This is a genomic window from Enterococcus timonensis (genome assembly GCF_900104595.1).
GTDB lineage: Bacteria > Bacillota > Bacilli > Lactobacillales > Enterococcaceae > Enterococcus_J > Enterococcus_J timonensis.
The window spans coordinates 179,843-203,907 of sequence record NZ_FNVY01000003.1; the positions used below are offsets into that span (position 1 = coordinate 179,843).

At 40.1% G+C, this 24,065-nt stretch carries 22 protein-coding genes; 14 read left to right on the top strand and 8 right to left on the bottom strand.

The genetic code is table 11. The features are described from left to right. Positions 1-38 precede the first annotated feature (38 nt). Positions 39-1,088: a Gfo/Idh/MocA family oxidoreductase gene (locus BQ5341_RS02610; protein WP_071130519.1), complete on the top strand. Its 1,050-nt coding sequence runs from the start codon at positions 39-41 to the stop codon at positions 1,086-1,088. A gap of 46 nt (positions 1,089-1,134) precedes the next feature. Here BQ5341_RS02610 and def read toward each other — a convergent pair whose 3' ends face one another. Further along, entirely contained in the window at positions 1,135-1,692 is a 558-nt protein-coding gene (gene def, locus BQ5341_RS02615) for a peptide deformylase (protein WP_071130520.1), read from the bottom strand. A 195-nt stretch (positions 1,693-1,887) separates the two neighbouring features. Between def and BQ5341_RS02620 the strand changes: the two genes are divergently transcribed. Continuing rightward, positions 1,888-2,376, top strand: a complete 489-nt coding sequence (locus tag BQ5341_RS02620) for a hypothetical protein (RefSeq protein WP_071130521.1) — start codon at positions 1,888-1,890, stop codon at positions 2,374-2,376. A 61-nt stretch (positions 2,377-2,437) separates the two neighbouring features. Here the strand turns inward: BQ5341_RS02620 and BQ5341_RS02625 are convergent, their stop codons facing one another. The 4 genes from BQ5341_RS02625 to BQ5341_RS02640 all read right to left on the bottom strand — a co-directional run bounded on the left by BQ5341_RS02625 (position 2,438) and on the right by BQ5341_RS02640 (position 5,062). Continuing rightward, a complete protein-coding gene (locus tag BQ5341_RS02625) occupies positions 2,438-3,286 on the bottom strand; it encodes an arginase family protein (RefSeq protein WP_071130522.1) in 849 nt (282 codons plus the stop codon). Positions 3,287-3,380: 94 nt separating this feature from the next. After that, on the bottom strand, positions 3,381-4,268 hold the full coding sequence (locus tag BQ5341_RS02630; RefSeq protein ID WP_071130523.1) for an aldose 1-epimerase family protein: 888 nt from the start codon (positions 4,266-4,268) through the stop codon (positions 3,381-3,383). Between the two features lie 102 nt (positions 4,269-4,370). Further along, positions 4,371-4,571 carry a helix-turn-helix domain-containing protein gene (locus tag BQ5341_RS02635; RefSeq protein ID WP_071130524.1) on the bottom strand — a complete coding sequence of 67 codons (201 nt, stop codon included), beginning with the start codon at positions 4,569-4,571 and terminating at the stop codon, positions 4,371-4,373. Between the two features lie 8 nt (positions 4,572-4,579). Then, positions 4,580-5,062, bottom strand: coding sequence for a DUF2975 domain-containing protein (locus BQ5341_RS02640; RefSeq protein ID WP_071130525.1), 483 nt, complete (start codon positions 5,060-5,062; stop codon positions 4,580-4,582). Between the two features lie 130 nt (positions 5,063-5,192). On the opposite strand from BQ5341_RS02640, the gene BQ5341_RS02645 reads away from it, so the two are divergent. Then, complete coding sequence (locus tag BQ5341_RS02645) at positions 5,193-6,098, top strand: glycosylasparaginase (RefSeq protein WP_071130526.1); 906 nt, start codon at positions 5,193-5,195, stop codon at positions 6,096-6,098. A 117-nt stretch (positions 6,099-6,215) separates the two neighbouring features. On the opposite strand, the gene BQ5341_RS02650 is transcribed toward BQ5341_RS02645, so the two are convergent. Then, positions 6,216-6,446, bottom strand: coding sequence for a hypothetical protein (locus BQ5341_RS02650; protein ID WP_071130527.1), 231 nt, complete (start codon positions 6,444-6,446; stop codon positions 6,216-6,218). Positions 6,447-6,593: 147 nt separating this feature from the next. Then, a complete protein-coding gene (locus BQ5341_RS02655; protein WP_071130528.1) occupies positions 6,594-7,235 on the bottom strand; it encodes an NAD(P)H-binding protein in 642 nt (213 codons plus the stop codon). Positions 7,236-7,456: 221 nt separating this feature from the next. On the opposite strand from BQ5341_RS02655, the gene BQ5341_RS02660 reads away from it, so the two are divergent. The 4 genes from BQ5341_RS02660 (at position 7,457) to BQ5341_RS02675 (ending at position 10,052) form a co-directional block, all read left to right on the top strand. Beyond that, positions 7,457-7,753, top strand: a complete 297-nt coding sequence (locus BQ5341_RS02660; RefSeq protein WP_071130529.1) for a hypothetical protein — start codon at positions 7,457-7,459, stop codon at positions 7,751-7,753. Between the two features lie 49 nt (positions 7,754-7,802). Next, a complete protein-coding gene (locus BQ5341_RS02665; RefSeq protein WP_071130530.1) occupies positions 7,803-8,219 on the top strand; it encodes a hypothetical protein in 417 nt (138 codons plus the stop codon). A gap of 66 nt (positions 8,220-8,285) precedes the next feature. Continuing rightward, complete coding sequence (locus tag BQ5341_RS02670) at positions 8,286-9,287, top strand: hypothetical protein (protein WP_071130531.1); 1,002 nt, start codon at positions 8,286-8,288, stop codon at positions 9,285-9,287. 3 nt (positions 9,288-9,290) lie between these two features. After that, a complete protein-coding gene (locus tag BQ5341_RS02675; protein WP_071130532.1) occupies positions 9,291-10,052 on the top strand; it encodes a DUF4357 domain-containing protein in 762 nt (253 codons plus the stop codon). A 39-nt stretch (positions 10,053-10,091) separates the two neighbouring features. Here the strand turns inward: BQ5341_RS02675 and BQ5341_RS02680 are convergent, their stop codons facing one another. Next, the gene (locus BQ5341_RS02680; protein WP_158661729.1) at positions 10,092-11,519 is read right to left on the bottom strand and encodes a helix-turn-helix domain-containing protein; all 1,428 of its coding nucleotides are present in this window, start codon (positions 11,517-11,519) and stop codon (positions 10,092-10,094) included. Between the two features lie 305 nt (positions 11,520-11,824). Here BQ5341_RS02680 and BQ5341_RS02685 point away from each other — a divergent pair, with 305 nt between their 5' ends. The 7 genes from BQ5341_RS02685 to BQ5341_RS02715 all read left to right on the top strand — a co-directional run bounded on the left by BQ5341_RS02685 (position 11,825) and on the right by BQ5341_RS02715 (position 23,899). Beyond that, positions 11,825-12,661, top strand: coding sequence for a Fic family protein (locus BQ5341_RS02685; RefSeq protein WP_071130534.1), 837 nt, complete (start codon positions 11,825-11,827; stop codon positions 12,659-12,661). Between the two features lie 163 nt (positions 12,662-12,824). Then, positions 12,825-14,612, top strand: coding sequence for a heavy metal translocating P-type ATPase (locus tag BQ5341_RS02690; protein WP_071130535.1), 1,788 nt, complete (start codon positions 12,825-12,827; stop codon positions 14,610-14,612). A gap of 302 nt (positions 14,613-14,914) precedes the next feature. Beyond that, positions 14,915-18,229 (top strand): SpaA isopeptide-forming pilin-related protein, encoded by a 3,315-nt coding sequence (locus tag BQ5341_RS02695; RefSeq protein ID WP_071130536.1) that lies wholly within the window; start codon positions 14,915-14,917, stop codon positions 18,227-18,229. Between the two features lies 1 nt (position 18,230). Then, positions 18,231-20,354, top strand: a complete 2,124-nt coding sequence (locus BQ5341_RS02700; protein WP_071130537.1) for a pilin N-terminal domain-containing protein — start codon at positions 18,231-18,233, stop codon at positions 20,352-20,354. A gap of 40 nt (positions 20,355-20,394) precedes the next feature. Continuing rightward, complete coding sequence (locus BQ5341_RS02705; protein ID WP_071130538.1) at positions 20,395-22,548, top strand: pilin N-terminal domain-containing protein; 2,154 nt, start codon at positions 20,395-20,397, stop codon at positions 22,546-22,548. 69 nt (positions 22,549-22,617) lie between these two features. After that, positions 22,618-23,484 carry a class C sortase gene (locus BQ5341_RS02710; protein WP_071130539.1) on the top strand — a complete coding sequence of 289 codons (867 nt, stop codon included), beginning with the start codon at positions 22,618-22,620 and terminating at the stop codon, positions 23,482-23,484. After that, a complete protein-coding gene (locus BQ5341_RS02715; protein WP_071130540.1) occupies positions 23,471-23,899 on the top strand; it encodes a universal stress protein in 429 nt (142 codons plus the stop codon). Before BQ5341_RS02710 ends, BQ5341_RS02715 begins: the two co-directional genes overlap by 14 nt. Positions 23,900-24,065: the final 166 nt, after the last annotated feature.

The following is a 24,065-nucleotide window of genomic DNA, read 5'->3' on the forward strand; positions in this document are numbered from 1 at the left end:
TTTAAAGTAGATTTCAAATTGAGCAAAGGAAGTTAATCATGAAAAAAATAACTATGGGAATCGTCGGATACGGTGGGATGGGCAGTTATCATGTGCGTGAACTAATTAAAAATGAAGAAAAATTTCAATTAAAAGGTGGATTTGATATTTTGCCCCAGCGGCAAAGTGCTTTAAAAGAAGCGGGATATCTGGCTTACGAAAGTTATCAGGCGCTGTTAGATGATCCGGAGATTGAATTAATTTTGATTGCTACACCTAATGATACCCATAAAGAATTGGCTGTGACAGCTTTAAATAGCAAAAAGCATGTCTTGACGGAAAAACCGGCCATGATGAATGCCACTGAACTAGAAGAAGTCTTAGCCATTGCTGAAAAAAATCAGCGGGAATTTTTTGTTCATCAAAATCGGCGCTGGGATGAAGATTTTCGGATAATTAGTGAAATTTTCAATCAACAAGAGATTGGCGCTATTTTTAAAATCGAATCTCGTGTTCACGGAGCCAACGGAATTCCTGGCGACTGGCGCCATTACAAAGCGCAAGGTGGCGGGATGGTGCTGGACTGGGGCGTTCATTTGCTAGATCAGATGTTATTTTTAGTCCCTGGCAAAATCGAAAAAGTCCAAGCGGATTTGAGTTATGTTTTAGGCAATGATGTGGATGACGGTTTTAACACAACTTTGTATTTTGAAAATGGTTTGACGGTTTTAGTGGAAGTGGGGACGAGTAATTATTTGAAACTTCCGCGCTGGTATTTAAAAGGATTAAAAGGAACGGCAGAAATTATTGATTGGGATTTAACTGGTGAAATGGTGCAAGCAACCGGTATTGATACCGCAGCGCCTAAACCCATTCAAGCAGGAGTTGGTCTGACCAAAACGATGGCGCCCCCTACTGAAGGAGCTATGCGGCGCTTGCCATTACCAAAAGGCGAGGCGCTACCGGTAAGTATTTATGAAAATATTTATGAAGTTATCGAAAATAAGGGCCAACGAATTGTAAAAAATGAAGAAGTGTTGCGGGTTTTACATTTAATGGAAATTATTTTTGAAGCCGGTAGCCGGCAGGAAATTCTCCCTTTTGAATAAAATAAAAAAAATCCGCGAGAAAATTTTTTCTCGTGGATTTTTTATTTTATTCGACAATTAAAACGCCGCGGTCGATTTTAAATGGCGCATCGGTGTTAATGTGATCGTAAAACATTACGCCGTTTAAATGATCGATTTCGTGTTGAACAACGATTGCTTCGTAGCCTTTGAGTTTAATTTTTTGATTTTGACCTTTCGCATCGACATAAGTTACGGTAACGCGGGCGTGGCGCACCACGTAACCGGGCACCTCGCGATCAACAGATAAACAGCCCTCGCCATCAGCCATAGCGGCATCTTGAACGGAATGGCTAATAATTTTTGGATTGTACATCACGGTACTTAAAGTTGGCGCTTGCCCTTCTTCTCCTGGCACATGTAAAGCTGTAAAACGTTTGGAAATATTAATTTGAGGGGCGGCAAGTCCAACGCCACCGCGCAAATTTAATTTTTCAGCGAGCTCAGGATCTTGGGAATTTTTTAAAAAAGTCAGCATCTCTTCGCCAGTTTGAATTTCTTCGTCACTTAAGGGGAAAGTCACTTCATCAGCGACGCGGCGCAGCGTGGGGTGACCTTCGCGAATAATGTCATCCATAGTAATCATATGTAAGTCCTCCTTGAACATTGTAATGTAGTTCATTGTATAAATTAAAAAATTTGAACGCGTAAATCAGCTGAAAAAACAGTTTTTGCTTTTGTTTCCGCGGTTTTATTGTAGCATAATTTTGAGGCGCAGGGGGTTATTTTGCAAAATTGGCGCCAGGCATGCTAAAATTTTATTAAGAGAGAAGGTGAGCGCTTGCGCTATTTAATTGTTCGCAAAACCTTATTGGGCCATAGTTATACCTTAAAAAAAGAAGGGCGAGTGTTATTAACGGCGGAAGGCCACCATTTTTTGCCGATTTTAAATCGTAGTCTAGCGGGGTTTATTATTTTTCCTCACCAGTTTGTTTTTAGTGATGGAAAAAATATTTTATATCAAAAAGCCGGTGTTGGAAAAGAAAAATTTGTTTTAAAAGGCGATTTGGGACGGATTTTATTTTGGCAAGAGGCGATTCATTCGTATCATATGACGGTAAATGGTGGTAATTTTTTAGGCGAACTTTTGCCGCAGTTAACGATGCGGAAGATGGAATTATTTTCCGGGCAAGTTTTGGTGGCGGTGATTGAAAAAGTGCAAGATGATCCGGAAGTGACTTTTACGGTGACAACCTTGACCGCACTTGAAGAACCATTTATTTTAGCGCTGGCGATTGTGATGGATTGCTTGATTCATATTGCGTATTAAGGGAGTATTTTAATAAACGAAAAAAATCAGCGTTTGTGAGCGCTGATTTTTTGCTGTAAATTTAGCTGTTGGCTTGTAAGAAATGATAAACTTTTTCTAACCAAGCCAGCGTTTGATTGTTGACATCATTGGCGACATTGAATTCGACAATGTCGGCATTAGACAATGTATAATTTTTGGTGAAAAATTCTAACATCGCCATCGTTTCGTCCCAAGTAAAACCGCGAGGCACAGCAGTTGTTACCCCGGGTACCAAAGCGGGATCGGCGGAATCTAAGTCGTAAGATAAGTGAATCGTTGTGACATTTTGTTTTTTAAAATGTTCTTCAACTTGTTTTAACACATTAGACATACCTAGTTGGCGAATTTTTTCAGCTGGAAAATTTAAAATATTTAGTTGATCTAATAAATTTTGTTCTTCGGGTTCCACATCTCGCAAACCAAGATAAACAATATTTTCCGGTTTTAATTGACGACCAGCTGGTACAAAATCAGTCAGTTTTTTTTCACCTAGTCCTAATAAACTAGCAACGGGCATCCCATGAATATGACCAGAGTTGGTGATTTTGTCAGTATTAATATCAGCGTGCGCATCAATCCAGACGACACCCAAATTATCGACGCGCTTCAAAGAATCAGCGACAGTCGGAATGCCTAGCGCGTGATCGCCGGCAACGAGTAATTTTTGGCCGGGGAATTTTTCATAAAGATCTGCTACTTGTTGCAAGTGTTCCAATACGTCGGCTTCATTTTTCAAATGGGGATTGTCGCCGAGACCGTGAAGATGCTCAGAGACTAAAGCGGTGGGAACGTCATTTTCAATGAGACCCTCTTTTTTTAAGACGCTAATGCAATCTTTAATCCCCGGATCGCAGGCTCCAAGATATAAATTTGACGCAATTGTTTGCATGATGAATCTCCCTTGTTAATTTGACTTCATCACTAATTATGAAACAATCGATGCTAATGGTCAATTCTTATGAAAAATGTTTAGAAAAAATGAATTAAAAGGAAAACTTTGTGAAAAATTGGCGACTATTATGGGCCTTCAGTAACGCATTGCCGGGTTTTGCCAGCAGTTCTTGTTGGGCGTAAGTGTCAGGCCGACCATAAAAAGGCTCGATGCAAATAAAAGTAGCAGCTGGATCTGTTTTGGTCCAAATGCAACATTCGGGATAATTTCCTAAATCAACCGTCACTTGATAATCACTTTTATCTGATTTGAGTGTCACTTGAGTCAAATGATTTTCCGCAGCTAAAATAATTAAGCCGTCGTTAAAAAGTGGGCGAGTTAAAGGCAGACGGTCGTTAGTAAATTCGGCGACATTTTTTAATTGGCCTGAGCGATAAGGAAAATTATCGTGAAAAGCAATTTCATGGTAGCTTAGTTTTTCTTGTGTTGGTGCGAATGTCAAATAAAAATCTTCAAAAGAAATGTCGTCGCTCACTGGCAAGGCAAATCCAGGATGGGCGCCAAGGGAAAAAGAAAAATCTTTATTGTCTTGATTAATAACATGGGAGGTTAAAGACAAATCGCGGCCGCTAAGTTCATAAGTTAAAGAGAGTTTAAAAGCAAAAGGGAAAAAGGCGCGTGTCCGGTCGTTGGCACTAGTGCTCATGGTAACGGCATTTTCGGAATTTTTTTCAGCGCTAAAAACTTCTTCAGCTACAAAACCGTGATGAGGCATTTCGTAAGTTTTCCCGTTATACAAATAGTGATCGTTAAAAGTTTTACCAATCGATGGAAATAAATTTGGTGCTTGTTTTGGCCAAACATCAGGATTGCCATCCCATAAATATTGTTGGCCGGTTTTTTTATCGGTAATCGCATGGAGTTGGGCGCCAGTTTCGGCAATTTCGACAGTTAGAAATTCGTTTTCAATGGTTTGCATGATTAAACTTCCTTTCGTGAATTACAAAACTAGTATATCACTTTTAACCGTGGAATTTGCACAAAAAAAGGGACGGAAAAAATTTCCGTCTCTTTTTTTAAATCATTGATAGGCAATCAGGTCGCCCGGTTGACAGTCAAGCGCGGCACATAATGCAGCCAAAGTAGAAAAGCGAATCGCTTTAGCTTTGCCGGTTTTTAAAATCGACAAATTGGCCATAGTGATGCCGACAATATCTGAGAGCTCAGTTAAAGTCATGGCGCGTTTTTCCAGCATTTGATCTAAATTAATTATAATTTCCATCGTCCACCTCAGACCGTTAAGTCATTTTCTACTTGCAAAAAAAGGGCGCGTTGCAATAATTTTTCCAAAATGCCGATAAAAGTGGCCACCACTAAGGGCAGTCCCACTAATAAGCCAAACATTAAAATAATTCCTGGCGCATCTTCTTGATCGCCCACCACAAAAATGGCTGGTAAAAAACAAGCGTAAGCAGCGGCCATTCCTAAAATAAATAATTTTAAGCGCCGTAAATCAACAAGAGCTGCTGCGGAAAAAGTATTTTCTTGATCGACTAAATTTAAAATTTTCCAAGCATAAAAAACCGCCCCGAAAAATAATAAAGCCGAAACATAGATCGCAACGCCAAATACAATAGCGGCCCAACCAATGCCAGGATAAATTTGCAGCATTTTTTTAACAATTTGCCAAAACCAAAAAATACCTAACAAGCTGACGGCCGCCACTAAAAATAGTAAAGCTGCCCGCAAAAATAATGTTTTAAATTTCATCATCGAACCTCCATTTATTGTTTATCGATAAAAGCTTAACAGAAAATTTATCGATAAACAATAAAACTTCGGCTAAAATATTTTTCTTTACTGATTTTTAAGTTATACTGGAAAAAAACGAGGAGGAATGTTTATGTGGGGTGTAATTGCAACTTGGGAAATGGCTGCAGAAGGTGTGCATTTGGCCAGCGAAAAATTAAAAAATGGCGCCAGTGCCGCTGATGCATTGCAAGTAGCGATCGAAGATGTGGAAAATAATCCGGAATTTCAAAGCGTGGGCTTTGGCGGATTACCCAATGAAGCAGGCATTGTAGAAATGGACGCCGCATTTATGAATGGCAATACGTTTGCAGTTGGCGCGGTCGCCGGGATCACCGACGGTAAAAATCCCATCGCCGTGGCCCGCAAATTAAGCAGCGAAACATTTAATAGTTTTTTAGTAGGCGCCGGAGCTACCGCATATGCCAAAAATAATAATTTCAAAATGCAAAACATGTTAACTGATGACGCGGCAAAAAAATGGCAAGAACGAGTCAAAGAAGTAGCAAAAAATAATTTGTCCCCTTACGATGGCCACGACACAGTGGGCGTGGTGACTTTAAGTGGCGATGCCATGACGTGCGGCACGTCAACGTCAGGATTATTTATGAAAAAACCAGGACGCGTGGGCGATTCACCGCTGGCCGGTTCCGGATTTTATGTCGATAGCCAGGTCGGCGGCGCATGTGCCACCGGTTTAGGGGAAGATTTGATGAAAGGCGTTTTGTCTTTTGCGATTGTTGAAAAAATGCGCGCCGGTTTAACACCGCAAGAAGCATGCGATACTGTCGTGTATGATTTTTCCGAAAAATTAGCAAAAGCGTATGGCAAATCCGGCGCCATGTCGTTAATTGCTATGGATCATCAGGGCAATTGGGGTGTGGCCACCAATGTTGAATTTACTTTTTGTGTGGCCACAAAAAATTTGGCGCCGACTGTTTATCTAGCAAATCCGGGCGCAAACGGCACAACGGTGATTCAAGCAATAACCACGAAATAGTTGAAAACGATATGTTAAAAGCATGAACTTAAGAAGCATTTCGGTGCTTCTTTTTTATTTTTTCGCAAAAAAAGTGTTGATGCTTATTGTAAGCATCAACACTAAAGTTCAGCAACTTCAAAATTTTTTTCTAGATTTTTTTAAGACAATCTTTTCTTTAGATAAATAATGATCATATTGCCAAATTTTTACTAGCGCTAAAGTCATGGCCAGGCACAAACTGGCGCCGGTGACAATTTTTAACAGCAATAAGATTTCGTACGCGGTATCGATCTCTAAAAAAAACAAACGCAAAAAACTAGCGAAAAAAATACTTATCACTACAAACAAGCCCCACCAAAGTTTCATCAGCCACCTCCGCCATATCATTTGTTTATTCGTTACTTTAATTTTAACAAAGATAAAAGCGTTCTCCTAGCGAAAACTGAGGATTTTTAAAGATCATCATGAAATTTTGGCAGATTGTCTGTAATTTTTAATATCCCGACTTAAAATTTAATACCAAGAAGGTTTATCGCCATCGGTATTTGGTTTATTGACGCCTAAAGATTCGTGGATTTCTTCTTGCGGGTGATTCAACAAATGAACCACAAGATCGGCGACACTAGCGCGACTGACTTCGGTTCCTTTGAAATTTTCCATCCGAGTGGTAGTTTCATAAGCGATTTCTGGTTGATCCGATAGCCAAGCGGGGCGAATAATGGTCCAGTCCAAATGACTTTTTTCAATCACATCAGCGGCGGCCGCATAAGTTTCTAGATAACCGCCGTCTAACATTTCGTGATTCCATTGGCCAAATTTTCCGGGGACCTCGTCATAAATTCCTAAAGTTGAAATCCAGATTAAACGTTTGACTTGCGCTTCTTGCATGGCTTCCACCACATTTTTTGCAAGTTGTTCAATATTTTTGCCGGCCAAATTAGCATAAACCGTAGATACACCTGTCATAGCTTTTTTCAAATCTTCCACATAAGCGGCGTCGCCTTCAAATAGTGTAAATTTTTTCTCTTGGGCCAGAGTTGCTAAGCGGTTGGATTTTCGTAAAAATAAAACAGCTTGCCAAGGTTCTTTTTTTAAATTTTCCGCTACAATTCGAGCAATTTTCCCATTGGCGCCTAATATTAAAACAGTTTCCATCAGACATCTTCCTTTCTATTTACTTTCACTGTAAAAAAGATCAGTAAAATCGTCCAGTAAAGACAATTTCTTCTAAAACTTTTTTTGACACAATGGAAATTCTGTCGTTTTTGCCTTGCAAGGGTTAACAGTTTCCTTTTGGCGCTAAATTTAGTAATATTCTAGTAGGTACCCAAACTTTTTGGATATTGTTTGGAAAGCATAGAAATGGGAGTGACAAAGTGGCTAGCAAAGAAAAAGAAAAAGAACCACTCTTGACTAAAGAAGAAGAGGAACACGAAAAAAAAGTTCGCAATGTGCATATGATTACGATTCGTAAAGAAATGTTGCGACTAATGAACTCAGATGATGATTGGTATAAAAATGAAGATTCGCTACTATTTAAGAAAATTCAACTTTTAGCTAAGCAACTGGAAAATGATGCTAAACCGCGCAAGAAAAAAGGCGACGGCAATGACGACGATGAAGATGGCAAAAAAAGTAAACGAAAAAAAGATAGTTCAAGTAAAGCCGAGTAGTAAAAAGGGAAATAAAAAAGTACGAACTTGATGAAAGGAGCCAGCGACTGTGTTAAAAAAAATAAGTGGCGCGCTTATTTTGGTGACCTTACTTTTAGCTGGGTGCAGTCAAGTTGGCCAACAGACAAATTCCGGAAAATTACCGACAGCGACATTTTCCATTGGCGATGAAACTTTAAAAGCTGAGGCCGCCGGTTATCAGTGGCGAGGCACTGTTGCTGATGCGGTTAATCCAGACGAAGCGGAGTTAGAAAATAATGTTGTGGCAGCTGGCAGTGAAGTGACGGTAGTTTTTTCTGAAAGGCCACAAGAAGTTATTTGGCAGCAGTGGCCCCTTGAAGAACAAATTTTGGTAAATGCGCCTTTAACTATGCCCAATGTGGCGGGGATTTATCGTTATCTAGTGGAGGGGCGCTATGAAGATAATGAGTACGTCGATTATTATTTTCAAGTAGAAATTAAATAAAAAAGACAGGGGCTGGTGCCAGAAATGACGCCAACCCCTGTCTGACGAAACGGTTTAGGTGGGAAATTGGCAGAATTTGTGGAGAATGTGTTTAAAGGATTTTTGGTACAAGCCGACGTGTTGGAGGCGTGGCGTTATTTGGTACGGACCGATCAGATTCAACAGGCGGATGAATTATTGAAAAAAATTAATGTGCCGCGGACGTTTGACACGCCGCATCCGTGGTTGAACGAAAGTTTGACGGCTTACTACGAGTATTTAAGAGATTGTTTGGCGCCGCTTTTGAAAAATCAATCTTCCGATATTAAAGAAGCGGAATTGTTGGAACTAGTGGCCCGAGAAACATTAACGAAAAAATTACAAGAAATTCTAGCGCCTAATGAAGAAGATTTAGTTGAACTGACAGAAATTTTTCAAAATCGCGTCGCGCAAATCGGTTGGTATTCTAAAGTTTCAAAAAGTGGCCGCTATTTATCGCCTTTTGTTTGGAAAAATGAAACAGTGGAAGATTATCAAGTGGCGATGCCTCATTCCACTGAAAAAGTGCGGGTTCATTTTATGACGGAATTTTTGGCGAAAGGTTGGTTGGATTTTTTGTCCAACTCCACTATTAGTGTCGGCGGCTGGGTGCAAGATCAGGAAATTTATTGTTTAAAAGAAGTGTATCAAGATGTTTTGACGCAACCGAAGTTTCAAATTTCTTTATTAAAGCATGAAACCCAGCATCAAATCGATGCTTATTATCATGATTTAACGCCAGTTCATTTGGAATATCGGGCGAAATTAGTGGAGCTCTTTTATTATTCAGATATTTCATTTTTAGATTTTTTGCTAAAAGCGCAAAGTTTTGAAGATCCGATAAATATTGAAGCTTATGCCGCCGCGCAATTATTGGCGGATTTAAAAGAATATTTATTGGAAACGGGCACTGTCGATCCGGAAGAATTCTTAAAAATGCTCACTGAAAAACCATTAGAGTGGATGTTTTATCGGGGTCAGATTTCACAAGCGGCGCTGGTTTTACTTGATCGGGACACGAAAAAAATTCTAGGGCAAAAAGGGGACTAACTTATGACAACTTTTACAACGACCATTGAAAAAGAGCAGCTAAATATAACTAGCGATAATTTAAAAATGACAATTAGCGGAGTTGGCAGTGAAACGGGGGATATTTTTCTTTATTTTAAAGAGAAAAAGATTCAAGAAGCCCGCTTTACCCCCACGGAAACAGACGGCGATTATGATCAAGTTGCCGCCATTACCGTACCGTTTGAAATTGAAAAAAATTATTTGGCGGCCCAATTTCAAAAAATCTGGACCAAAAATAAATTAACCGTAGAAGTTCCGGCTACGATTGTCGATTTGGAAATTCCAAAATCGCAACAAAAAGACCTGGCCAAAGCACAAAAAAATCTTTTTGCAATTTTGATTTTATTTGGCTATCCGATGGCAAAAGTTCAAAAAAAACCAGCCAAAGCCGCGCACCGCTGGAATCAAGAGGTGGCTAAAGTTGAATTTTCGATTGATTGGAATGGTTCGACGGGCACAGCCATTTGGGAAAAACGCGATCAGTTGCGTTTATTAAAAGGGGCCAAGTTGACGCGCGAGATGCCTTTAAACAAAGACGGTTCGGTGGGTTATTCGGCGAAATTTACCGAAATGATGCGGGAAAAAGAAAAAGACGCCATTGAAGACTTCACCACCACACAGGATTTAGTCTTTAAAAGCGTCAACGAATTGGGAATTTTTCTCTATTATGCCAACACTAATGGCTGGCTAGTTTTAAAAGATGCTGATGGCAAAACAATTGACGAATACACAGTCGTTAAATAATTCAAGAAAATTTGGCGACGTACTTAAAATTCCCACAAATTAACTAAGCGATTGTTGGTGCAATTTGTCTAACGTTTCTTCCAAATGACTAAAATCCTCACCAATCGAAGTATAGTTGTAAACATAAAGCGGCCCATTATAATCTTCCGGCACTAAAAAAGCGTGCTGCACAATGAGCAAATCGCACTGATTTCTTTGAGGAACGATTTCTACAAAGGGCAGACTATTTAAAAATTGCTCCACGGCTTGCGATAAATTAAAGTTGGCATCGAGTAAGAGGCTGACTTTAATTTTTTTTGTTTGCAAAAAGCTGTAGTAAGTCGGCCACAAGCAATAAGCGAAATTTTTGGCCAGAGATGGAACGGCCGCAGCTAAAAAATTCAGCTCTTTGCGCCGCACAATTTTTTGGAAAAATCGTTGGCAAAAATAAAGTAAATCACTAAAAGCCGTCGCCGGATTTTCCAAATACCCTCCGACAAAAGTAGAAAGGGTCGGTGGCGTATCATTTAAAAGAAAAGCGGTATTGAACATCCCTAAAAAATTAGCGCAAATTAGCGGAAAGTTGGCCGGTTCCTGCCCGTAAAAAAGATTGGCCACCATTGATTTACTAAATTCAGCGACCACTTTTTCTTGCAAAGTATTGCCAGTCCGCCATTGTTGCAAATAGTTAAAATTATCAGCGGCCAGATCGGTGTAAATCGCCCCTGAATAAATTAAAAAACAACTAAAGCGCAACTCGCTTAAAAAAAATCTTTCTGGCGTGTTATTTAAAAAAGGACTTAGTTGTTCTTGCCACGTGTCTTGAACTGCTTGAGGGAGCAAGATTTCTGCGGCAGGTAATAATTCTGCTACATAAAAGCCGGCTTCTCGCCGTAAATGGCTAATTACTAAGGCCATCGTTAATTTTTCGTCCATGCTCCACTGGGTGCTAAGCGGAAATGTTCGGGAAAATTGGTGGGCCAACTGGGCTAATTGGGGAAATCCGGCCACGACTCTGGCAAACTCCCCCGAACTTAAATACCACAAAACATTACATAGAAAATAACGAATCGACTGCTCAGAACCGGTTAAAGTAAGTTTCGACGGTTGAAAATAAATATGATAAGGCGCTAAAATTTTTTCCATCGGTACCAGACGGCGGAAAACTGTCGCTCGAGAAAGGAAATTTTCCTGACAAAAGTCGTGGATATTTTTTTTAGGGTGCGTCAGAGAATATTCCAGCACGCGAATCAATAAAGAATGCTCCACTAAATATTGCCGGTAGCGATCCAGCGTTGGCAGCTGGTCATTCAAGGTCAATTTGCCACGAGAATCCACCAAAGAATAACCAGTCATTTTCTTCAAATCGCCGTGAAGTTCAGTAACGATTTTTTGAATTTTAGCGTAACTTGCCGCCAAATTTTTTTCAAACGAATGAATGGAATATGACCCAGGTGGCGAGCTGGCCAATTGTTGAAAAAAATCCAACTTGGTTTTTCCGCCGGCTCCAAAAATAATTCTAAAAACAAAAAATCCCCTCCCAACCGATTTTAAATGAAATCTTTCTTCATTAATTATACCATGGCGCAGCAAAATGCAGGCTTTGGTCCTTGGTCTTTTTATTAGTTTGATTTTTTATATTTCTGAATCTGATTTTAATAAAAATCAATTTCAATCGACGTCCTTTAATAAAAAGAGGTATGCGCCCGTTTGAATAACAATTTTAAAAAGTGTAAAATTAAAAGATAAAGTATATCTGTGAGATAAAAAAATTAAACAGGAAAGGAATTATCATGAAATTTGATGAAAGACCTTATGAAATTGATGAAACTGAATTGCCTTATCAAACAAAATTAGATCTTTGGCAAACTGCTTTTGGTTTACAAGCTGTTGATGGTTTAAAACCGTCAAAATATATGGTTGGCTTAGCAAAAGAACAGGCGCAAGGTAAAAAAACTTATCAAGAAGTAGAAACGGCGATTAAAAAATACTATGCCACGGATGAAATGAGCAACGATACTAAAGAAGCCGATATAGTGTCCTTGCGAATCAACGAATTGCTATCAGACGATTACTTTTCCTTAAGTCCGGCTACGTTATTAGCTATTCACGGGCATTTATTTAAAGACGTCTTCACTAATATCCCAGTAGGAAAATTCAGGGATCAGAACATCACCAAAAAAGAAGACGTGTTAAATGGCGAAACGGTTCAATACGCCAGTCACTTTATGATTAAAGAGACTTTAAAATATGATTTTGATCTGGAAAAAGAATTTCATGTTGAAAATTTGAGCAAAACGCAAAAAGGGGAACACGTGATGGATTTTGTTTCTAACATATGGCAAATCCATCCATTTCGGGAAGGTAATACAAGAACAATGGCGGTATTTGCTATCAAATATTTGAGATCGTTAGGGTTTGAATTAGATAATGAAGTTTTTAAAAGTCATTCCGAGTTTTTTAGGGATGCATTAATTCTGGCCAATGTATCAGCACCTGTAAAGACAAAAAAATATTTGCTTCAGTTCACTGACAATCTGTTATTTGAAGGTAAGCACAAATTGTCGAAAAAAATAATGATGGAACGGACAGCGAAAATCTTGTCAGAAGAAAATCTGAAAAATAGCTAAAGAAAATAAAAAGAGGCCGCCAATTTAATTTGGTGGTCTCTTTTGGTTTTGAATATCATTTTCAGACAAATTTTTTATTGAGAATAACTATCATTGTCGTTTAAGTCGCTTTAGTTTAAAAATTTTTTTAAAACGATTAGTCTTGAGGCAAGGAGGAGTTCCTATGAAAAATTTCACCAAATTTGTCTTGACTATGGTAGTCGGCATTATCGCTCTTATTTTAAGATTTATTTTGCATTTAGATAATTGGTCGGCAGGATTAATTATTGTCGCCGGCTCGATTATTGCCCTTTCGATGTTTGTCGATATGATTAAAACGCTAAGAAACGGACAATACGGGGTGGACCTCTTGGCCATCACCGCCATTGTCGCCACTTTAGCGGTGGGAGAATATTTTGCTTCATTAATTATTTTAATTATGCTCACCGGTGGCGACTCGCTAGAAGATTACGCCCGCACCAAAGCCAGCGGCGACTTAACGGAATTATTAAACAACGCCCCGCAAATGGCCCACAAAATCGTCGGCGAAGAAATTCAAGATTTGCCCGTGGAAAAAATTATTGTCGGTGATATTGTTTCGGTGCGCCCGTTAGAAGTGGTGCCAGTGGATGGCGTGGTCTTCAGCGGCGAATCGACCTTTGATGAAAGTTCTTTAACTGGTGAAGCGCGCCCGATTGAAAAAAAAGTCGGCGATGAATTATTATCAGGCACTTTAAATGGGGAAGCCGCCGTCACTATGAAAGTCACCGCCACTAGCGACAATTCCCAATATCAATCGATTGTTAAACTGGTGAAAGAAGCCAACAGTCAGCCGGCGCATTTTGTCCGGATGGCCGATCGTTACGCGGTGCCTTTTACAATAGTAAGTTTTTTAATTGCCGGACTTGCTTGGGCAATTTCTGGCGACCCGACTCGTTTCGCCCAAGTTTTAGTGGTGGCCTCGCCTTGTCCGCTGATTTTAGCTGCCCCGATTGCTTTGGTGGCCGGATTATCTAGAGCTAGCCGCAATCAGATCGTCATTAAAAATGGCACCGCGCTAGAAAAATTAGCGCAAAGTAAAACGATGGCCTTTGATAAAACGGGCACCTTAACTAAAGGCGTCTTGCAAGTGGCGGAAATAATTCCAGTCTCGCCAGTCACTGAAGAAGAATTACTTTGTTATGCCGCCAGTGCGGAGCAAAATTCTAATCATGTTCTAGCTCACTCGTTGCTAAATCATTTTTCACGGGTTGTCCCAGCGGAAAATGTTTCAGAAATTCCTGGCGTCGGCGTTGAGGCGACTGTCTTAGATAAAAAAGTCAAAGTTGGCAAAGCAAGCTTTACTAATGCCCCAAAACAAGAAGACGCCACGGCGATTTATATTTCTTTTGATGATCAATTTGTCGGAGCGATTACTTTTTCCGATGAACTGCGCCCAGAAGCCGCGGGAGTTTTGAAAAATATTCACGAGGCTGGACTAGAAACGGTGATGCTTACCGGCGACCATCAAGCCCAAGCAGAACTAATTGCCGGGAAAATTGGCTTGGCACCAGAAAATGTTCACGCCCAATTATTACCGCAAGAAAAATTAAATTTCTTGAAAAATTTGCCGGCCGAAAAACATCCAGTGGCGATGGTAGGAGACGGCATCAATGATGCGCCGGCTTTAGCTTTAGCCGATGTGGGAATCGCCATGGGCAAACACGGCGCCACCGCCGCCTCGGAATCCGCCGATGCTGTTGTCTTAGCTGACAGTCTAGAACCCGTCGCTGAAGCGGTAAAAATTTCTAAACGAACCATGGTTATCGCCCGCCAATCGGTTTTAATCGGCATTGCCATTTGTATTATCTTAGAAATTATTGCCGCATTTGGCTTCATCCCGACTTTAGTGGGCGCCTTTTTACAAGAAGGTATCGACACGATTTCTATTTTGTCCGCCTTGCGCGCCCTCTACGATAAAAAAACAAAATAAAAGCTCCTTTAAGATCCGCCCAAAATTTTTGGGCGGATTTTTTGCGTGGAGAAAAATCGATGAACAATTCCGAGCAATAGAGCCTCTCTTTTGTCTCAATTTCCACAGAAATATTTTTTATTTGTGAGATATTTTCTAGCAGACAGAAAAAAAATTCACGCAAATCCTGTCTTATCAACGTTTGAAAAAAATTAAATTTGTTTTCAATGATAAAGAGATTAGATTTGCCTTATAATCTCAACCGTAAGAAACTTGAATTAAGAGCGGGGAACCTATGCTCAAAAATAAAGGAGGGAAAAGATTTGAATACTACGAGAAACAAAAAAGGCCTAGCCTTGCTGATGCTCCTCGGTATTTTAATTCCGTACTTGACCGGAATGATCCCGGCCATTGAAGTTACCGCCAAGACAGCACCGGTAACCGTCATGGAAAATATTGTGGACGCAGAAGAAGTGAAAGCTGACGTTTCATATGAAGTTTCCGAATATGAAATCCAATGGGAAATCTCATATGAGAAAAAAGCGAGCAGTCAGATCAATCCACGACGTTTGAAAGTACAAATTGACGTCGCCGGCACTGGTCTAGGAAGTGTTCGCAATTTAAATTATGACGGCGAAGGAGAAAGCGACGGTTGGTATGTATTAGGAAATACATATTCATCCGAAGTTGAAGAAGGTGTGATCACTTTTGCCACCGACCTAGTTAATTATGAGGTTGGCGAGCAAAAAGTCCACGTGACTTTCCAAGTGGATGAAAAAATTATTGAAGAAGTTGTCGTACCAGCAGAGTTGGAAACGCAACTTATTGATGAAGTAGCCGTTGAAGTCGAAGTTGTACCAGAATCTTTGACAGTAAACGAAACGGAAAACTTCGACATCTTAGCTGAAGAAGTTGCCGGACCCCACGAGATTGCTTTAGATGAAGCAACATTGAACGTGGTAGCACCAGGAGAAGTAGAAGAAGCGCCAGTGGTAGAAACACCAGCAGAAGAAGTAACTACTGAATCTTCATCTGTAGAAGCAATTGAAGAAGAAAATATTGAAGACTCTGCTTCAGAGGATGGATTCTTTAATAATGGCTCTTTACTATCAGAGCCATTTGAAAATGATTCAGGAGATGTTACGGTAAAAACTTTTAAAAAAGATGCTTATCTCACCGACTGGGACAAGCGTGAATATCGAATTGATATCGAAGCTGAAGTAGATGGTCTAGCCCAAGCTGGTGGAGCAAATGTCATCTTGGTGATGGATGTCTCAGGGAGTATGGCATATGATCTCGAGCATGATAGGAATCCTACTGGAGAAGATCCAAGTAGACTAGACATTTTGAAAATCACGGCAACAGAATTCATCGCCGATGTACAAAAAAAAGCACCCAGTAGTCAAGTGAGCTTAGTCAGTTATGCAGATAGTTCAACACTAGTAAGCGACTTTTTATCATTAAATGACGATAATGTTACTAGTTTAAATAGAAGTATTGCTGGCTTAGTAGCTGATGGAGCTACGCGCTCTGATTTAGGAATGGAGTTAGCTTATAAGCAAGCTAAAACTCTCCAAAGTGATGATGGGCGACCACTATTTGTTATCTTTTTATCAGATGGAGTTCCAACTACTTCTAATTCATTTTCTGAAAATGTCGCCGCGGGGGCGCAGAGCTGGAGTTCGATGATTAAAGGAAATATTGCATCAGAAACTACTGGTGATCTTGTTGACGGTTCGTTTTATACAAGGACTGATACCTGGGCAGGAAATGGCACATGGAGTTCAAATTCAACCACTCCTACAACTGCTCAGCTAGGACGTTTGCGATATCAGCTGGATCTAAGTAGCGAGGAACTTACTCAAAATGTAGAATTTTCAGAACCTTTTTCTTGGTTTACTCGACTTACTTACAAAGGGAGCTTTACTAATGTGAAAACTCAAGAAATTTCCTATGGGGCCTGGAACAAAGATTATGGACCGTCTGTCGATGTCGCGAGCCATATAGCTGCAATAACAGAAGTTAATCCACTATTAAATGTAGATGAGCGGATTTACGCTATTCAGCAAGCTAAGAGTTATGCAACGAGCGCTGAATCCTTTATGGAAGGCTTAGCGAGTAGTGCGGATCATTCTCTTTTAGCAAGTGATCCAGATGACTTAAAGAAAATTTTTGATGATATTGCGAGCCAAATTAGTTCAGTTGCTATTCAAGATACGATTGATGCTCGATTTGAGTTAACTGCAGACGAAATAAAGCGGCTAAGAGATGAAGGTTTGACAGTTGATGTTAATAATGACGGAACAACAACTCTCGTTTGGCCAACAAAAAAAGTTGATGGAACGGTGAAATATACAACATCAATTAACGTTCGGGCTAAAGACAAGTTCGCCGGCGGAAATGTTGTGCCAACAAATGTAGCTGATAAATCAGGAATCATGATTGATGGCGTAACCACCAAAAACTTTCCAACTCCTTACGTAAATGTTCGCTTACTTCCTTTTAAAGTTACAGATACAAGGGAAGAAATTTATTGGGGCGAAAGTGCTCAAGATGAACCGACTATAATCACTAATTGGACAAACAAAGTTGAAAAACCAACTGTATCACCTGTAGATAGCTATCCAGAAATTGGGTTTGTAGCTGGTAGCTTTGAGGGGGATGTCGAAGCTTATCCAGAGGAATCAGTTGAAAATAAAAACACAGGAACTTTCAGAGCTTCCGCAGAAACAATTACTATTGATGATGCAGACGGCAAAGCAAAAGAGTATGCTGATGATTCTGAACGAGGAAGTGAAGTAGAAAACATTCTTGGTGTAGATAATGTTGTTGAAAAAGACGTCAACCATAGTTTAGATGTTAACAAAGCAGCTGCGACATTGACTAAATTGTTAAACGGAGCTCCGTTACCTACTGGATTTTCTCCAACGTTTGATTTAGCATACACAGGTACAGTATCTGATGATAGAAGTGATCTTACTTTAAGCGATAAGGACCAATTAAAGCTAGAAGGTCTAGCTGTCGGTTCTTACAAAACCACGGAAGATACTGGTAACCCATTAGTAGCTGCTGGCACGTGGGATTTAGTCGTTGGTCGTAACGCACAGAATAGCGTGGTTGCTACGATTACAGGTCAAGATGATTTGGATTTGCTTAACAAGACCTTACCATTAAATCTAGAAATTAAAAAAATCGATCGTGATAGTCAGTTACCACTAGCTGGAGCAACATTTACTTTAAGTGATTCTAACGCTTTTAATGGCACAGTTCTTGAAAGTCTACCAACTGATAAAGACGGTCAAATTAAATTTGAAACCGAACTAGAAATTGGTAAAACGTATTATCTTAAAGAAACAAGCGCACCAACCGGATATATCGCTAGTGATGAAGTCTATCAGTTCACAGTAGGTATTGACGGGAAAATAGTTTGGGTTGGAACTGAACCTAATTATGCGTTCAATCCAGATGGAAATGACGTTTCTCTTGCAATAACTATCGATAACACAGCCATGAGCCCTCTCCCATCAACCGGAGGATCAGGGATCTATCAGTACCTTATCATCGGTGCGTTAGTTCTGACGGGTACTTTTGGTATTGTTATCTTCGAGAAAAATCGCAATCGGAAGGGGGCATACTAATATGACTAAGAAGAAAATCACAGGAATTCTCTTTAGCATCTTGCTAGTGGTTCCCTTACTGTTGAGTTTAGTTACCGGAGTACAAACTATTTTTTCCCAAACAGCACCAATAGATATCCAAGATATTGTCCTTCACAAACGAATTTTCCGCGATCGCGAGTATGTGGAAGAGTTCAAAGGAGCGCAATTTCAAAATGACGGTAAAATTGTTACTGGCGCTTCTAACCCGGATTTTCTAGGACTTTCTGATGGGTTAAATGGTGCGAAATTCGTCTTGGTAGATGTTACGGCGTTTTATCATGACGGACGATATGAAGTTGGCTTAGAACAAGTAACACAAGATTTACAAGATATTCCCCGATCTGTTTATGATGCTGAAAAAGATAGCGATGTTGTTTTGGACAACGGAAGAACAGTAGGTACTGTTATCGACGTACAAACAACTAGCACGCAGAAAATTGGTGAACTCGAAGAAGATAAAGGTTTGGCGCTATTTGAAAGTGTGCCAAAGTATAGCGATGGTCAAAATGCAGTTTACATGATTGTAGAAACGAATATCGCTGACGGAATGAACGTTGACCTCACTAAATGGGCAGAAAAAATGCTAGTGGCTTTCCCAATCGTTAATGACGATGGAGGATTGTTCGATGATTCTTATCTTCACTTATATCCGAAAAATCTCGGTTACGCACGTGACCCATGGTTTGTAAAAATCGGACGTGAGTTAACAGGAGATTCAGTGCCACTAGCTGGTTCAGAATTTGCTCTATATCGTATGAATGGCGATATGAAGGAATATGTTTATATTGCAGATCCAACACAGATGCCGAGTGAACATAGCTGGAAACAAGTTATCCAAAATGATTTAGGTCATGCCGACTATGATGATTTAATCAGACAAGAGCGCTCCATTTATGAATCGCAAGAAAATGGCGTAGTGTCCATGGATGGTGGGCTACTCATTCCAGGAACGTATTACTTTGAAGAAGTTAAAGCAACACCAGAATATTTAATTAGTGGCGAAAGTCGCGCAGTCGAAGTATTCATTCCAGATACATGGGATTATTCGGTTACGGTCAACGGACAGGAAATGCTTGAACCCGAACCTGATTGGACCGCAATCACTTTGGATTATGCTAATTTGCAAAGTCCATCTTGGGAAGGTATTCCGATTGTTACCAATGATCGGATGTTAATTCTTGATAAAATTCTCGCTGAAGATCGCGAAGACTTTGCTTATGGTGAGTCCATTCAGTACGAATTGTCGCTAATTTTGCCACAGTTTCCAGAATTTTTCACGGAGATGACGGTGAGTGATACAGCCAATGAGTATCTTTCCTTCATTCCAGGTTCAATGCAAGTTAGTGTTGATGGCAACGTCTTAACGGAAGCACAACAAGATGCTTTGATGAGTGTTACTGTTGCAGCAAATAATTCTAGTTGGCAAGCAAGTATCGATATTGACTTTTTAAAGGCGAATATGGCAGAATTTGCCGGTCAAGAATTAGTATTCGCTTATCAAATGAAGATCGACGAAGGTGCACCAGCTGATGTTGCTTTAGAAAACGTCGCTCAACTGATTTACAAACACGCCGACTACGATTATACCGTAGACACCGATGAAGAAATTGTTTATACCGGTGGCCGTCGTTTTGTAAAAGTTGATATGGAACGCCCAAGTTCTCTATTAGCTAACGCTGAGTTTGCTATTCAAAATGCAAACGGCGAATTTTTACAAATCGTTGAAGGTGAAACGATTTGGACGACTAATGTAAATCAAGCGAAAAAAGTTGTTTCAGCTGCTGATGGCACATTTGCTATCGAAGGTTTAGCATACGGTGATTATTTCTTACAAGAAATTATCGCACCAGCAGGCTACCAATTATTAAGTGAGCCCGTAGCATTTAGTGTTAGCGCCGGAAGTTTCTCAGTAGGCGGTCAACCCGCAGCCGGACTCGTTATTGGTAACCGCAAATTAAGTGATCCACCAGTAGATCCAGGAAAACCTGGAAGATTCCCAAGTACTGGTGAAGCTAGCATGAATTGGCTCTTAGGACTCGGCTTATTCTTCATCCTAGTCGGAGTGAGCACATACTCTTTTAAAACTTTGAAACAAAGAAAATAAATGGCTGAGAGTAACCAAAAAAATGAAAAGGAGATTAATTATGAATTTTAAGAAAAAAGCTTATCAAGCAGCAGCACTATCTCTACTCTTAGCCCCCATGGCTTTGGGCGTTGTTAGTGGTGTTCAACAAGTATCAGCAGAAGTAGCCGTGGAAACAGTAACGGTTAATTTGCATAAATTACAGATGGAGAATTTACCATCTAGTTTAGTTCAAAATACTGGTAATATCATGGGAAATAACCTTTTTGGAACAACAGCTAAACCATTAGGCGGAGTAAGTTTTAATATCTGGGATATCTCAGCCGCTTATTATGATTTGCGAGCCGAGCTGTCAGTTGATGAGATTAAAAATGTGGTTCAATCCGGTGAACTTACTGTAGACGACGAAGGCGATGTTAGGCTATATGAAGCCTCTGTTGGAACAGCAACTTTAGTGGTAAATGCTGGCCCAACAGACATAAATGGATTGTCTACAGTTGATCTTCCTAAAGAGGTTGACTTGGTAACTGGGACTGATGAAGGTGAGGGCATTACTGTTAAGCGTGGTGCCATCTACTTGATTTTAGAAGATGAAGACTCATTACCAGCCAACGTCATTACAACTGCCATCCCAATGCTGCTCGCTTTACCAGCTTATGAGTATAATACTGCCACTGGCAAGTATACAGATAAGGAATTAGATGTAATTCACCTTTATCCAAAAAATGAAACTGGTTTAGGTACAGTAGAAATTGAAAAGAGATTACAAGCAGTCGCCGGTGAACAAGCTACCGTCGCTGGAGCAGAATTTGTTATTTATCGTTTGAACGGTACTACAAAAGAATATTTAACTGATCCAGCCGCTAATGGAAATCGTTCATGGGTTACTTCTACTAATCCATCAGAAGATGGTACTCTTGCTAAAATGAAAACTGGCGAAAACGGAAAAGATAGTTTCTCCGGAATTCCGCGATCTTCTGATGAACCAACAATTTTGTATTTAGAAGAGGTTGCAACTGGAGATATATTAGATGGTGATATCCCAGAAGGAAATAGAAGTATTCCATTCACATTGAATGAAGAAAATGAGTATAAAGCAAGTCTAACGGCTGCAAACTCAATTATCAATAATGAGTTAGGTCCAATTAAAACAGTTGAAGACGTTGTAAATGAGTTTGGTGAAATTAACTATACGGTAGAGTTTAATGTACCAATAGATATCGCCTATGAAGATGCCGAGGGTTATAAATATACAGACTTCTTTATCCTAGATGAACATAATCCAGCGTTAAGTTTCATTGATGAAGATTCAATTTCGTTTGAAACAGTAGCGTATGATCCAATAACTAATGATCGTACGGCATCAGCTATAACTAGTACTAGTTTGAATCAAATACCAGTAGTAGTTTCCTTTGATAGAGGGGCAGCAATTCAAAGTATGTATCAAAAAATTCATAATGCACCTTTAACAACGGACGTAACTGATAACTTCTTAGGAGTACAATTCACAAATCCTGCTGAAAACTTAGCTCATTACGCTGGTGCAACAATCGCGATGAGTTATACTCTGGTTTTAAGTGAAACTACTGATGTAGCAGACGTAGAGTTACTTAATACCGCAAATATTGATACTGGTTATGAAAAAGATAAGGACAGTGAAACAGTTCTTACTGGTGGACGTAAATTTAAAAAAGTCGATGTTGACTCTAATGAAACTTTAAGTGGTGCTGAATTTTATGTTGAAGATGACGGATTAGTTCTTTACCGCATAGATGGAGTAAATCATTGGTTGCCGTTAGCAATCTTGGAGTTAGAAAATGGAATGCCACCAGAAGAAGTCGGTCACGCTGTAGGTGGCAACGCTCCAGTTATTTATCATCTTGCTAAATTTGTTTCCGATGATAATGGCTTATTCCAAGTAGAAGGTTTAGATTACGATGAAGATGCAGACGGCGAAGAGGTTCCGTATACAACTTATACTCTACAAGAGTTCGCAGCACCTAGTGATCGCTATATCTTACCAGATACAGGATTTGATTTCCCAGTCTATTATGGTTCATTTTCAAATGAAGATAATCTAATGGATATTGACAATATCGCCAAAGGTTCACTACCTTCAACTGGTGGTATCGGAACACTTATCTTCTACCTAATCGGTGGACTAGCTATGGCTGGAGTGGTAATGGTTACTAAGAACAAGAAAAAAGCAGCATAAATATTTTAAATTAGGGCGCCGACCAGCGCCCTAATTTTACATAGTAGAAAATTGAATCGGGAGGTTGCTATGAAATTTTTAAAACGACATTACAAAAACATTATCTTATCAGTAGTCTTTTTGATTGGCTTGGGGATTTTCACCTATCCTTTTTATCAAGATGCGCTGCAAAAAGCCTATGATCAATATTTAATCAGCCAATTCCAAAAGGAAAATGCTCAGCGCAACGAAGAAGAACTAGTGGCACTCCAGGAAAAATTTGCCGAGGAAAATAAAAGAATTGCCGAAGAAAACGCCAGACCAGCCGATACAGAATTTTTAGCGGAAGAAACGGTGGTTGACGTCGAGCCAACGCTGGATTTTTTCGAGGAGCGGACGCTGGCGATTTTAACCATTCCTTCTATTAAAGGAGAGATGCCCGTGTTTGACACCGGCACCGATGCATTCTTGAATCGGGGGGCGGCGCATCTTTACGGATCTTCGCTGCCGACTGGGGGCCTTGGCAACCATGCGGTGATCATGGCCCATCGCGGAATGCCGGAAGCTGAACTTTTTTCCAAATTGCCACAAGTTGAAGAAGATGATGTCTTTTTCTTAGAAGTAGCGGGTGAGAAGTTGGCTTATCAAGTCGATCAAATAAAAATAATTGAACCAACAGACGTGGACGACCTATTGCGAGTGGAAGGAAAAGATTACGTCACCTTGATGACCTGCACTCCGTACATGGTAAATTCCCATCGCCTGTTAGTGCGGGGCGTGCGGATTCCCTACACCGAAGAGCATGAAATCTTGCAAGCGGGAATGGGCAATCACAAACTGTGGGTGATTATTTTAACTATTGTGGGAATTCTGGCGGCCATTTCGCTAGGTTTATGGTGGATTAACAAGAAAAATAAAAATAATAAAAATGGGGGACGTAAAAATGTTCACGTATAAAAAAATTATGGTGGCCATGGATGGCTCCAACCAGGCGCATGAAGCTTATAAAAAAGGAGTGGCAATAGCCCAACGAAATCACGGGACTTTACTGCTGGTTTTTGTAGTCGATGCCCGACCGTTTCAGCAAATGGAAAAATTGGATGACGTTTTAATTGAAGAAAGCAATAGCAGCGCCTCGGCTTATTTAAAACCGCTAGTGGCCGAAGCCGTGGCTGCCGGTGTGGCTTGCGAGATTAATATTTCTTACGGGTCGCCCAAGCAACTCATCGCTACCGACATTCCTGAAAAATACGGGATCGACTTATTGCTGTTAGGTGCCAGCGGCTTAAACGCCATCGAGCGGATGTTATTAGGATCCATCTCCGAATACGTCGTCCGCCACGCCAAATGCGACGTACTAATCTGTCGATAAAAAAAGGTTGTAAAAATTGTGTTATGGAGTGTAGAAAATAAATTCAAAAAAGCTGAGCCGGATTTTTTGGTACAGCTTTTTTGTGAAACATAAAAGTATTCAAAAAAATGTTTTTCTGCTAATCTGGAGACTCATTCAGCATACTCATCAAAATATTACAAAACCG

Coding starts and splice junctions, on each gene's coding strand:
- BQ5341_RS02610 (WP_071130519.1), top strand. CDS start 39: ATGAAAAAAATAACTATGGGAATCGTCGGATACGGTGGGATGGGCAGT.
- def (WP_071130520.1), bottom strand. CDS start 1,692: ATGATTACTATGGATGACATTATTCGCGAAGGTCACCCCACGCTGCGC.
- BQ5341_RS02625 (WP_071130522.1), bottom strand. CDS start 3,286: ATGCAAACAATTGCGTCAAATTTATATCTTGGAGCCTGCGATCCGGGG.
- BQ5341_RS02630 (WP_071130523.1), bottom strand. CDS start 4,268: ATGCAAACCATTGAAAACGAATTTCTAACTGTCGAAATTGCCGAAACT.
- BQ5341_RS02635 (WP_071130524.1), bottom strand. CDS start 4,571: ATGGAAATTATAATTAATTTAGATCAAATGCTGGAAAAACGCGCCATG.
- BQ5341_RS02640 (WP_071130525.1), bottom strand. CDS start 5,062: ATGATGAAATTTAAAACATTATTTTTGCGGGCAGCTTTACTATTTTTA.
- BQ5341_RS02645 (WP_071130526.1), top strand. CDS start 5,193: ATGTGGGGTGTAATTGCAACTTGGGAAATGGCTGCAGAAGGTGTGCAT.
- BQ5341_RS02650 (WP_071130527.1), bottom strand. CDS start 6,446: ATGAAACTTTGGTGGGGCTTGTTTGTAGTGATAAGTATTTTTTTCGCT.
- BQ5341_RS02655 (WP_071130528.1), bottom strand. CDS start 7,235: ATGGAAACTGTTTTAATATTAGGCGCCAATGGGAAAATTGCTCGAATT.
- BQ5341_RS02675 (WP_071130532.1), top strand. CDS start 9,291: ATGACAACTTTTACAACGACCATTGAAAAAGAGCAGCTAAATATAACT.
- BQ5341_RS02685 (WP_071130534.1), top strand. CDS start 11,825: ATGAAATTTGATGAAAGACCTTATGAAATTGATGAAACTGAATTGCCT.
- BQ5341_RS02690 (WP_071130535.1), top strand. CDS start 12,825: ATGAAAAATTTCACCAAATTTGTCTTGACTATGGTAGTCGGCATTATC.
- BQ5341_RS02700 (WP_071130537.1), top strand. CDS start 18,231: ATGACTAAGAAGAAAATCACAGGAATTCTCTTTAGCATCTTGCTAGTG.
- BQ5341_RS02705 (WP_071130538.1), top strand. CDS start 20,395: ATGAATTTTAAGAAAAAAGCTTATCAAGCAGCAGCACTATCTCTACTC.
- BQ5341_RS02710 (WP_071130539.1), top strand. CDS start 22,618: ATGAAATTTTTAAAACGACATTACAAAAACATTATCTTATCAGTAGTC.
- BQ5341_RS02715 (WP_071130540.1), top strand. CDS start 23,471: ATGTTCACGTATAAAAAAATTATGGTGGCCATGGATGGCTCCAACCAG.